At 58.1% G+C, this 12,168-nt stretch carries 6 protein-coding genes and 3 pseudogenes; 7 read left to right on the forward strand and 2 right to left on the reverse strand.

Annotated elements, in window-relative coordinates; genetic code table 11:
* A pseudogene (locus tag AC57B1_RS19835) lies at nt 1–111 on the forward strand (IS5/IS1182 family transposase); the annotation flags it as partial.
* On the opposite strand, the gene AC57B1_RS19840 reads toward AC57B1_RS19835, so the two are convergent.
* Nucleotides 108–860, reverse strand: coding sequence for a hypothetical protein (locus AC57B1_RS19840; protein WP_496418385.1), 753 nt, complete (start codon nt 858–860; stop codon nt 108–110). The pseudogene AC57B1_RS19835 and the gene AC57B1_RS19840 overlap by 4 nt on opposite strands.
* Nucleotides 861–1,223: 363 nt before the next feature.
* Nucleotides 1,224–1,376: pseudogene (locus AC57B1_RS19845) on the reverse strand (type I restriction-modification system subunit M N-terminal domain-containing protein); the annotation flags it as partial.
* A 623-nt stretch (nt 1,377–1,999) separates the two neighbouring features.
* Here AC57B1_RS19845 and AC57B1_RS19850 point away from each other — a divergent pair.
* The 6 genes and pseudogenes from AC57B1_RS19850 to AC57B1_RS19875 form a co-directional block, all read left to right on the forward strand.
* A pseudogene (locus AC57B1_RS19850) lies at nt 2,000–2,296 on the forward strand (OB-fold nucleic acid binding domain-containing protein); the annotation flags it as partial.
* A gap of 655 nt (nt 2,297–2,951) precedes the next feature.
* Nucleotides 2,952–3,935 carry a hypothetical protein gene (locus AC57B1_RS19855; protein WP_496418386.1) on the forward strand — a complete coding sequence of 328 codons (984 nt, stop codon included), beginning with the start codon at nt 2,952–2,954 and terminating at the stop codon, nt 3,933–3,935.
* Entirely contained in the window at nt 3,932–6,169 is a 2,238-nt protein-coding gene (locus tag AC57B1_RS19860) for a hypothetical protein (protein WP_496418387.1), read from the forward strand. The genes AC57B1_RS19855 and AC57B1_RS19860 overlap by 4 nt, the downstream gene beginning before the upstream one ends.
* Before the next feature lie 536 nt (nt 6,170–6,705).
* Nucleotides 6,706–7,317, forward strand: coding sequence for a hypothetical protein (locus AC57B1_RS19865; protein ID WP_496418388.1), 612 nt, complete (start codon nt 6,706–6,708; stop codon nt 7,315–7,317).
* A gap of 358 nt (nt 7,318–7,675) precedes the next feature.
* Nucleotides 7,676–10,279 carry a phospholipase D-like domain-containing protein gene (locus tag AC57B1_RS19870; protein ID WP_496418389.1) on the forward strand — a complete coding sequence of 868 codons (2,604 nt, stop codon included), beginning with the start codon at nt 7,676–7,678 and terminating at the stop codon, nt 10,277–10,279.
* A gap of 18 nt (nt 10,280–10,297) precedes the next feature.
* Nucleotides 10,298–12,100 (forward strand): hypothetical protein, encoded by a 1,803-nt coding sequence (locus AC57B1_RS19875; RefSeq protein WP_496418390.1) that lies wholly within the window; start codon nt 10,298–10,300, stop codon nt 12,098–12,100.
* The last annotated feature ends 68 nt before the right edge of the window (nt 12,101–12,168 follow it).

Genomic DNA, 12,168 nt, shown 5'->3' on the forward strand with positions numbered 1-12,168 from the left:
CGTCTCGCACGTGATTATGAACGGCTGCCCGAAACCCTTGCAGGACTTCATTTCGTGGTCTTCGCAATGCTCATGCTCGTTCACGCAGTGCCAGTACTTCAAAGTGCCTAACACGCTCTAGGCATAACCCCTTCCCCATCGTGGAAGTTGCCTCCAGGGTGCACACCCATCGCGGATAGGATGAGTTTGTTGAGCGTCTGACTCTTTCCTACGCCGTTCTTCCCGATTACTACAGCGATGCGACGCGGCGGCAGTGACTTGCCCGAAAAGGTAAATTCGAAGCGGTGTGGAGACGCAAATCCGTCAAGTTGGAAGTCTACGGCAACCGTCGGCGCTGCAACGTTGATGTCTTCGAATTCAACGCCGCTCAGCAAGCTCGCCGCGTTGTGGTAGGCGAAGTTAGTTTCCGAAGACCGAATAAACGACATCTGAAACTGCGCACTATGGATTGCATCAGAAAGCCAAGATGCCGATGGTTCCAATGCCCGAGTAACAGGCACATCATGAAGCGCGAGCAGAAAACTTCTCGCTTGGTCCCTGTCCCATGAACTCATCACATCTCGATAAGCGTCCATGTCGAGGTGCATTGAATAGAAAGCCGGGAATTGTGTTATCTCGACTGGCCCAGGTGCTCCCTTGAGCCCCTCTGAAATTGTGGCCCGGACAGACTCCGCGTCATTCAAGAACGCGAGCCGAATCTTATTTCCGAAATCGTAACCACCGACTGCATATTCGCAGAATGTCTGATAACCAAAATCGTTCCACGTATCAGACGACGGATAAATCAGGATATCGCCATCCGCCAATGAGCTCTTTGCTGCAGAGCTAGATGCGACATAAACCTTCCCAAATTCGACCACAGATGTTCCCCGAGACTGGTTAGCGAAATAAGGCAAGCCAAGCTGAGCGACCGAACCCTACTCGCGTCAGTCATATCGCGTACCTATGATTTCCGCATTGGAATACGTAGCGACTGACTTCTCAACATTGCGATTCTTTACGAGCATGTCATGCGGCGATAGCAGCTTCACAGCTACGCGCAGAGGACTACTTGCATGTGCATCTATCGGTTCTGGCCAGAGCATATGCATGGTATTTTCGCCTCGACGACATCAGAATCTTCCGTCGTAGAGAGCCTCGTCATGATGTGGCCGTCGATTTTTCCGCAGGTGGCGTTTCAGTCCGAATTCCTTGTGTTTCCACTTCCCCATGGTCCTCGCCTACGCACCAAGCTGCGCACGCCGCTCATCAAACGCGTCCGAAATGTACTTGAGGAAAATCAAGCCGAGCACAATATGCTTGTACTCGGCTGCGTCCATGGAAGCGCGCAGCTTGTCAGCTGCGGCCCATAGCGTCTTTTTCAGGTCTTGATTCATGTGATGCCGGGTAAGGGGGCAAAATCAGAATGATACCCGCGACTGTCTCGAAATCGTCCTCCTCAGGCTCTGCCGTGCGGAAAAAGCTCATGCGCCGCCTCCCGATACTTAATCCGGCACACCCGAAGGTTCGAATAACCTTGTCTGGCGGAGCTGACTCGCTCACGTTCAGGGCTCTCCCGGCAAATTGGCACAAGGAGATATCCAATACGCATGCGAATTCCGAGTAGATTTGCATTGCAACATCAGTTCTCGAGACACCCATGGGTAGCCGCCCGCCTGACGCTCGTACCGACCTTCCGGCCCGCACTGCAATTCAGCTGGCTAAGTGGGCAACGCCAAGCGCGTGAATTTTCTGAACTACCGGCTCCGCAACCCATCAATCGCAGACGCCGGTCCTCCATCGCCATCTCGGCGTCCAGTTGGGTGTTCGCGATATACCGCGTCGGTGCGGGGTAGTCTTGCATTGCATATGGTTCCCGTCGGCCAAGCGCCTTTGGTGCCGGATAATCCTTGTAGAGCTTCAATCGGGCTTCGCCGTGGCTCGCAACCATCCAGATTGATGACGTGGTTGAGCGGGCATTTATCCGTGCGAGTCGACCCACGCGCGTGCCCACGACATGACTTACCGCAATGGCAGACTCGCTCGTGGTTTCGGGCTGGTCACGGTACGTCACCGGCCAAGGACTGCGAACGGCGTGATGTTCGTGACCATCGAGGACGAGACGGGCAACGTGAACGTCATTATCTGGCCGTCCCTGCAGGAGAAGTTCCGGCAGGAAGCGCTGGGCGCGTCGCTGCTTGCGGGATACGGAACGTGGCAGTGCGAGGGCGAGGTCCGCCACCTGGTCGCGCAACGGCTGGTCGACCTATCGCACCTGCTCGGTGGGCTTACGGCAGTCAGTCGCAATTTCTGCTGAGCAGATGCCGTGAGGCTAACCGAACTCGCCTCGTCGAACCGGTGAGCCAAGGCGCTCCGGATTGATGCAGTTGAGACCGACCTCGTAGAATCCACGGCGGAGCGCTTCCGACTCGGCCGCCCGTTCCCTGGCAGGGCTTCAATTGCACCATGCCGGCTGGCGAGCATTTGGGGGGGCGGCGAACTACCGGCCGCCCGCAACCTGCTTGAAAAAGCACCCGCATCGGCTCGCCGGCCCTCGGTAGGCAGCCAGATGTAGCGAAGGCTAGAATGGCGTTTCGCTGACCGACCCGAGGGAGCCGAACGACAAGCTCCCAGCGGCCGTGTCCGTCGTGCCACGCTTTGTCAGTTGACTATGCTCGTGGCATCGAACGGACGTGAAGGCCGCGTTCGATGACCTGGAACTGGAAATCGCAGGCGGCTGTCGGTGCCCTGAACACTGAGCGTTCTACTTTCTCCCTATGATTTCATTCCAGCAGGCTGTCAGCCTTCGCGAGATTGAAGCCGAATACGATGCGGCTGGCAGCAACCCGATTTTGCGCGTTCCACTCGCCCTCCGATATGGCGGTGCAGTCGGCGTTCCCTCAGCGCTGATACAGTACGTCGCGACGTGGTCGCGCCTCCAGGCGAATTCCGCCCTCCGACTATACGGACACGTGGACAGCAACCCGATGGAAGCCTTGGCGCAAGAGCCTCACGGGCTAGTATCCACATATTTCGCAGGCTCGGTCGAAGTGCCGGGACGTGAAGACCCGTTATCGACTCGGGAGGCACTTTCGTTTGGTGTCGCCAGAATCCAAGCGATGCAGGAGAGTCAGTTCCGCGACACGATGCGCGGCAGAGGCGTTTTCCTCTGTTGCTTTGCACGGGCGAAGAACGAATATCTTCTTCCGTTCTACAACCGGCCGCAGCCCGGCGCGCTGCGCTCGCGAGCGGATTTCGTCTCGCTCACCTCAAAGATAATCACTGCAATCGCGCCCGCAGCGGAGTGGAAGGTTTCCGAGCAAGCGAATACCTCGATTGGGACGTTGATATACGAGCTCTTCAAGAACACTGATGAGCACGCGACTGTCGACGAAGACGGTAGACCGTATGTTAGAAACGTTCGGGCCCTCATGGCGAAGTTCATTTCCTATGACCGCGAAGCTCTGCACGAGCAGGTCGTCTCCGACGACGCGGTATTCAACGAATACCTCGCAGAGCATTCTGCCGCTCATGCGGCGGCCGCCCCTGGTGGCGATTCCCCGCTTCAGCGTACGTCGTTTTTGGAGTTGACGGTGCTCGACACTGGCCCCGGCCTCGTGCGCCGTTGGATGTCACGATACGGCGCGCCGTCGGCAGGTGCTCTTTCCATTGACGAAGAGGTCGCCATCGTCAAGCGTTGCTTCGCTCTGCACCAGACAACGAAAGACACGAATGCCAGCGGAGGTGGCCTTACCTACGTACTCAAAACACTGAGCGAGTTGAACGCATATCTTCGCCTTCGCACGGGACGAATTTGCCTCGTCCAGGATTTTTCGAACACACCAGCCGGCGTATTCGAACCAATGCATTGGCTTGAGGAAAGAAGAGAACTCAGCCACACCGTAGGCGCGTCGTATTCGATTGTGATTCCCATGACGACGGCGGTGCCACGATGAAGGGCTTTTTTGCGTTTGATTGCGTACTCGAAAGCAGTTCGCCGGTCCGAAACTTTCATTTCCTGTTCAAGCCGCCTGGCACTTTCATCGTAGCGAACCTCGCCGATGCAATCGAGGCTGGCTTACAAGGCATCAATCCGCCTGACGTGGTAGCTATCATCTGCGAGTCAGAGGAAGCTGCCGAGGTCAAGAAAGCGTTCGAGCAATCGCTGCTCGTTCAGGCTTTGAACCGTACGTCGAACAAAGTCTGTCTTTGCATCTGCTCGTTTGGCCACGACGGCACCATCAACCAGGTAGATGCCCTCACCAACCCGGTTGCTAACCTCGAGCGGTTGTTCCGCGAGCAGACTACAGCCATCCGGACAGCGGGGCTCAAAGAGCTCTTCTCGGCCAAGCACGTTTCCATCGTTGCGCCCCCGGGTTTCACCTTCGTTAAACCGTCTCAAAAGCGCTCGACGCACTTCTTGCGCGCCGAAGAAGCCTTGACCGAAGTTGAAGGAGTTCAGTTCCTTGCCTTCGCCCTGCTCGAGAAGCTCTGCAATCGCGCCATGAAGGTCGGGGCGAAGCTCGACGTGATTTTTGTCGACACCATGGGTATCGCTGCGGTGGCTTACGCGCTGCGTGACATGTACTGCACATTGTTCGGCGTTGCCAAGCCTCGCGTGGTTACATTCCATTCGCACGAAGGGATAGACAAAATCGATGCGCCGCTTCATGGCACGTCCTTCACACTCATCTCCGCATCATCGTCGATGAATCTGGAGCGCGACTGGAAGCAGAAAGTGAAATGCGACGCCACCGAGGTCGTCACGCTCCTGACGCTGGTGAACGCGAAGGACGCCGAGGACGCACTTTTTGCACTTCCTGCGCCGGAGAGCCGCGATGACAGCCCGCACCACAAACACCTGAAGGACCTGCCAATCGTTGGCGAGCGGTTCGCTCCGGAGGACTTGTTGCCGAAGTCGGTCCTGCTCCGAAAGATGCAACATCGGCTGCCAAAGGTCTCTGACTTCTGCAAGGCCTACGGTTTGAACGGCGCGCTCGCTGTTCAAGCTCGCGGTCCGATTCCGACCGCCAAAGTCCGCCCCATTTATCTCGATGGACGTAAGCTGAGGGATAACCTCGGCTTCAGGAACTTCGCCGACAAGCTGGTGAGTCAGCAGACCCCCGCATCGGTAAGCGCCATCGTCTACCAAGACGATGAAGCATCGCGACGGATTGCAGAATACTGCGCTGAGAAGCTGCAGGAGGTAATGCATCGAGCGACCCCGCTCACTCTGGTGAGCGATAGCGAAATCGAATCTGGTAAAGCCGAGCTGGACGGTACGGCTGGGATTTTGGTTGTTGCAGCTGTGGTTGGCCGTGGTACGCGCCTGCTTTCGATAAGCCGTGACTTACGCGACGTTCATTCGGGCGCGCGTACCTACTTTATCGGAGCCCAGATTGCGGAGACTGCGGCCCAGCTCGACGCACTTCCGAAGAATCTCAGGCATTCGGCTACGAAGGCTGAAATAAGAATCGAGCGATTCGCGGGAGTCGCTGTCGGGGAAGGCATCGACGAATCCTTCGAGGAAGAGTCCCAGGCGTTTCGGAACATCCAACGAAAGTTGGGCGACGCTTTCGCTGCGCGCTTCGAGCTCCTTGCTGGCTCGGCGAACGGTTTGGGGAATGCGGTCTTCATGGCGCGTGACGACGACCTCGTTGACGATATGCGACTTCGTCCTGATTTCGCGTACTGGGACCCTTTCTACACGGAAGCGAACGACACAAACGCTGCTGTTCTGGTGACAGCCGGCGCGCTGCTCCAAAACGCACGAGAGCGCGAGGATTTCACGGATGAAGACGACCGGCTCGCCACAGACGCGTTCCAGCAGGTCATCCTCAATCCGGAGAACTTTACACGGTACAACGATGGGGCAATTCAGGCAGCACTATTGCGCTGCGCGCGACCCAGCGAGCTGGACTACTCGCGGGAGGCCAGCGCCAGCCAGTTCATGCTGGACCTGCTGGCCAACATCTTCGAGCAGCACAACCGCCGACAAGGCGAGGCCGCTTGCGAGTTTGCGTTTGCACTTCACACACGCAAATTGCGCCTCAAGGAACAGCACTTCGATGACTTGAAGGCCCGTATTCGGCCGAAGCTCGAAGGGGCCACCCACAAGGTTCGCCTGCTCCGCATGTTGTTCGGATTCGACGCGATGCCGGCAAGCGAGACTCTTCCCGACGACTTTTGAATAAAGTGTTGTCGGTCGAAACGTGACGTACCGCTGAGATTACGAATTCGAGTCACCACGAACGAGTGGTGCGACGAGCTACCGGGGTTACTGTGGAGTTAGAAACACTCGAGAGAGAATGGAAGGGACCGGGTCAGTCAGACGGCGTTGTTCATGACTGGGAGCCTATCGCAGGCCTGCGTCCGTACCAAAGCAGTTGGCTTGCGGCAGTCGAGGGTCCAGACAAAGCACGAGCAGAAAAAGGCCATAGACTGTCTTCGGCGACCATCGAATCTATCCGCAGTTTGTGGCTCGGCCCATGTAGCGCGGCAGCGCCCAATCCGACATCTGCCGAGGCCTGCCACGCAGGTCACTTTCATTGCTATCGGACGAGACTTCGTGGACGGGGCGCGGCGGTCTTCGCCGACTGGCGCAAACAGAGCGGAGGGTCGGCAGTCTGGTGGTGCTCCAGTTTGCGGCAAGCGGGCCTTCGGTACTCGTGGACCCAGCACGCAGCGGGAAGTTTCGAGCAGTTGGGGGCTGCCCTTCAATGCGCCATGAACAACAGCGATGAACTCCTGACGAACGTTGTCTGTCGTAAGATTCTCGATTGGGGCGGTGTGCGCGGGCGGAGGTACGCGGCGCGTCTTGACTGGCTGGATGAACAAATGCGGTGCGGAAGTTTGATTTCGAGCATCCAGATGGCAACACGCGCGCTTCGCGCTTCATCGACTTCCCCGCTCAGCGAACTATTCTCGGATGAGGCCATCCCGATGACTTCCGGGACCACTAAAATCTTCGCTGCCGCAGCATTGGACTTTTCAGCGGGCTGGAACGCGCCAACGCAAGATGTGTTGATTTTTGACGGGCGAGTTACCGCAGCTCTCGGACTTGTCGCGCGCCGCGTTTCTCATGCTCTCCCGGAGCCGTTTCGCTTCCCTTCCGAACGGGAGGAGAAGCGACGGCGCGACCCGTCTTGCGGCCATCTCACGTTCCCAAACTTGCGCTTAATAAGCAACTCCCAACGCGCGCAATTTGCGAGATTGGGGGCGCGTTGCATTGAACAGGTTGTCGGGAAATCTGAATTTATCTTGGCTGAGAAGGCGCTCTTCATGGTGGGCTATGACGTCAGGAAGCTTTGCGACGACGAGCCACGGTCGTGCTCATAAGCGAGAAGGTCACACGCGTACAATGCGCACTCGGTCCGCTAAGCGTTACTAAGCATTACTATGTATTTTGAGCGCAACGACGACCTCGAGTCGCAGGCGAAGAAAAACCCGCAGTAACCACGAAGGCTATCGAGTCACAAGCCAGGCGGCCTTTGCTTAGCTGGGTCGTCGTGACGAGATATCCGCAGAGCAGTAATCTGACTTACAGGAGCCCCTCATGGGGCTCCTTTTTGCTGTTCACGAGCGACAAGCCCCGCTTAAGTTTTGCGTTTATTGAAGCAATTTACTGAATTCTGCGCACACATCAGCCCCCCGACGTTTAAAATCAATGGCAATAAAAACGGCGTAGCGGGGGCGCATGAAACCGAGACTGACTGACCTTTTGAAGGTTGTAAGACCCGAGCGGGCACTCTTTACCACTTTTACCCTAAGTCTGAGCTGGTTTGAATCGTTTTGTTTGCCCATCCTGAGGGCAGACGGGTGCGAGCAGATTGACCTGCTTGTCGATTCGAAGGAAGCCTGCAAGGTCGGCGCGGAAAGTGCCAGTGCCTATGCCGGCAACGCCTTCTGGGTCACACCGGTGGCCATGCAGAAGGCAGGCATCTTCCACCCCAAAATCGCGTACCTCCATGGCGGCACCGACGACACACTGGTCATTGGAAGCGGCAACCTGACGCAGCCGGGGCAAGGCGGCAATCTGGAGGTCATTGACGCGGTCAGCGCCAGCCAGCACCCTCACGTTTTTGAAGAGTTTGCGGAGTTCGTCGACCGGTTTCTGACCCGGCCCGGACTTTCGGCCCATGTCACCTCCACCCTGAAAAGCTATGCAACCCGGGCCCGGGAGGTCGCAGCCGCTGCGCCTGCCTCGGTCAGGGATGCGCCGCGCACGGCGTGGCTTATCCATACGCTGGACACCCCTGCCTTTGAGCAACTGGGCTTGCTGGCCGAGAATGACCTGGACAATCCTGTTGAGCTGACGGTTTTTTCTCCCTTTCACTCCCGGACCGCCGAGGCAGTCGGTCGCCTGGCAGAGCGTTGCAGCGTGTTGCGCACGCGCATCGCGCTGTTGCCGAAGTGGTCCGAGAACGAGGCCAGCTACGTGTACGTGGCACCGTTCGACAAGAACGCGACTCACCTACCCAAAAAGCACTCCTTTGTGAAAGCCGATACCGGGATGTCTCCCCGCACGGTTCATGCAAAGTGCATTGAAATCCGGAGCACTGAAGCCTGTCTGGTGCTGACCGGGTCCATCAACGCCACGCGACAAAGCCTGTGCGAAACGCGCAATGTCGAAGTGGGCCTCGTCCGCAAGATGGCTGCCTCGCCCTTCAAGTGGGAAGTCGTCGCCAAACCCGACGAGTTTGTGCCGTGTGAGTACGGTGCAGAGGCGGGGGACGAGGATTGGGGTTCCCGGGTCTGTGTTGAAGCCACCCTGACGGATAAGGGGTTGTCTGGAACGCTTGCTCCCTGCACGAGCGAACAGGTTGTCCGGCTGGAAATCTGGTCCCGCAACCGTTGTGAGCTGGCTATTCCGGAAGTTCGCGTCGCCTCGAACGGTGTCTTTTCCGTTGAGGTTTCCACCGAGGAACTCAACACGGACTTTTCCCTGCGCCTCAAGGTGCTGGTTGAAAACGAAGATGACCCAGTGCTGGCCGTTGGCTGGCTCAATGTCGAGACGGTGCTGGCCTTTCCGCCGGTTGACCGGGACCTGGCGCAAGCCGCTTCGAACATCGCAGCTGGAAAGCCCTCTGAGCGGGACCTTCGCGCCATCCTGGAACATTTCCGGCGGGTGCTGACGCGGGAGCAACGCATTGCCAACGCACCCGTTCAAACTGCATCCCGCGCCACGGTTACCGTCCCTCAGCCCCCGGCTCCCAAGACCGGTTTCGACCAGTGGACGCCTGAAGAGCAGAAAGCGTTGGGGGTTTCGCCCAAGACCGCACGACAAATCCTCGCCGCTGCGTTTGCAAGCCTGCGCAAACCGGTAGCTGAGGTTGTTCGTTTTCGTGATGACAAACACGAAGACCCTGAAACAGACAACGAAAAGGAAGATGCTGAAGACAAACCCGCTCCGGTTCGTCGTTCGCCGCCGAGAAAACGCCCTCGTCGCAAGCTTCCTGATAACCCGTTTGAAGAAATGCTCAAAACCCTGCCGCTGGTCTTGAACGTCAATGCCATGGGAGTCTGGATTCCGGCTTTGGTGGCCGTCTCTTTCGCCCAGCACCTGTCGAGCAATCTGAAGCTCCTTCGAGACATTGCCGGGGACAATGCGATTGACCACAGCGCGCTGGGGCAGCCCCTGAAGCAATGGTTCTCGAAATACTCGAAATACGACTACGGTGACGCCAACCGGATGCGTCTTCTCGAACTCTTCTGTGGCGTCGCGGCCTGTACTGTGTTTTTTGGCGGCGAATCAGTCAACCCACCCAAGGTTAAGCAGAATCTAGAAGTCTTCATGCAGCGTACGTTGACTGCTGACGAGTGGCTCGATTTCGCGGACAACGCGCTCGGAACACACCCTTTCGAGGACCTTGACGAAGCACTTCGGGCAGAGGTGCTTCAGGGCGCACTCACGCTTGCGGAGTCTCTTGCGACGCGCGAAGAACTGGAAGCGGTTGTGATTTCCGTTTTCAATGATGGCAAGGGAGACGTCCCGCAGCTCGCACGGTACAAGCCCATCTACGAGATGATGAGTCGCGCACGCCAGCATCGCCTCCAGTACCAGAAGAAAGACCCGGTTTTCGGCATCATCAGTGCGGACATCCACCCCCTTGAACGGGACACCCGCTGCCCGGCTTGCAACCACACGCTCGATGACCGGGACGTCGTGACCGAACTCACGCGTGACGGAGTTGCCGTTCACCACACCCGTTGCAAAAAGCCCATCTTTATCGGGTTGTCCAAGGAGCGCCTTGCCGCAGGCAACGTTCCCCGCTGGGCTTTCGGCTACACCGACGTTTGACCACGCAAGGAGCAACGCATGTTTTCCCATCCCCAATATGTGTCGCGGCCTGAAACCTCACGTGGTCGAGACCCGCTTGGTGTTCAGTCGACGGTCATGGCCCTGTACCGTCAGGTGTATCCCGGCCTGAACAACCGGGCCCGGTACATCCGGGTCTATTCCGCCATCAGCTGGATGGTGCAGCAAATCTGGGACTATCTCGGTGACGAGCCGTCTGAAGATGACATCCAGAACGCCTTTGATGCGGGGCTGCCCAAAATCCAGCTCATGCTCGTATGGGCCAACGCTCGCGCGCGGGTTCGCGCCCTGCCGGGCCTTACCCGCAGCTGGCCGGAAGATGGCGTGTCGGGAAACCTGAACTACCGTGATATGCATACACCCGGGGGCTATTCGGCGAGTGACGAGGAATCCGACGACCTGGACGAGGACACAGGCGGGGCCGACGGAACAACTTTCCTGGGCCCCGACGAGTACGGTCCGAGCATCACCAACGGACTCCAGTTCGTCGAGCGCTGGCCCGGCTACCACAATGTCCTGGAGCTGACAGACGGTGGCGAAGCGCTGGCGGAGGCCTTTGAAAAACTGGTGACCCGCAAATACCCGAAAGCGGTGGAGTGGTTCCGGGACCCCTACAGCGCTGACATTAACTCCGACGAGCTGGACGCGTTCTGGGAAGTGCTGCGCCTGGATAAGCCAACGACAGCGGAACAACAGGCCTTCGCGGCTCAGTTCTATCCCGAGCTTCCCGCTGTTCAGCTTACCGAAGACTTTCGTCAGCGACGGGACGGCTTGACGCTTGCGCTACGTGCGCTCGCGGCAGAAGAGCTCGCCAATGAAGTGCCGGGCTACGTCGACGTCGAACGGATTCGCCACACGATGGCCCGAGGGTTTGCCACCAACGGGACCCCGCTTGATTTGATGGACCTGGAGCGCACCCAGCGCGTCTGGCAAAGCCTGCAACTGCGCAAGTTCCTGAAGGTCGCGCTCGAGACCCTCTTCAGGTCCTGCGAAGTGCGCATCCATCACGCGATGGTGAAGTCTTTCAGCCGGGATGCAAACGGAAAACCAGTGGTCGTTCCCAGAACTCTGGAAGCCATTGCACAGCAAGTAGGTAAGCTGGCGCAGGAGAATCTGAAGGCACCCGCACCGACGCTGGCGGCCCTGCTCAAGGCGTTCGAGCGCGCGCAAGGGACTTCACCCTCCCTATACTTCGCAGGACTTGACCAGCCTCAACTCGACCTCAAACGGCACATGAAGCTGATGGAACTCGACGCGCGATTCCAGTTGAGCCATGGCGCAGACAGTACGGAAGGCGATGCGGTGGCGAGTGCGCTCGGTGCGCTGCTTTGGTGTGCGATAGAGGCGAAACACCTTCCTGCCGAAAGTCTTGTCGAAGACGGGGACCGCCTGGCGCTATCTACCTTGCAGGAATTGGTTGAGCGCTTCAAAGACGCGTCGCCCGGTGAGTTTGTCGCCGAGGTCGTCAACACCCATGTATTGAACCTGCACTTCGCTGTCGTGTGCGAGCGCTGCATAGAGGACTTTGATAACGGCCGAGCTGTCAAGGACCGTTATCGAGTGCTGCTGGGCGATGAAGGACTTGAGCGCAATCAGGCCGTTGGTCAACTTTTGACGACCGCTGAGGAAATGCGCGACATCCTGGTTCACGCGCTCTTTCTGCTCGCACAGTCCGGCTTCGTGACCCAACATCCGGTTGACCCGCGAGCGTTCCGGTTGACCGATGCCGGTCGGGAACGCGCACGACTGGACCTCAAGGCCCTCGACAGCTCAATGAACGAGGATAGCCTCGTCCTCGTATAACTGCTTGCGCTGAGCGAAGTCGGACGCCTGCCTGCCTGTTCGGCCGGTCCGGTTGTCCGGGTGGATGT

It is taken from the genome of Paraburkholderia sp. BGA-UO-ETr-F21 (assembly GCF_059567925.1).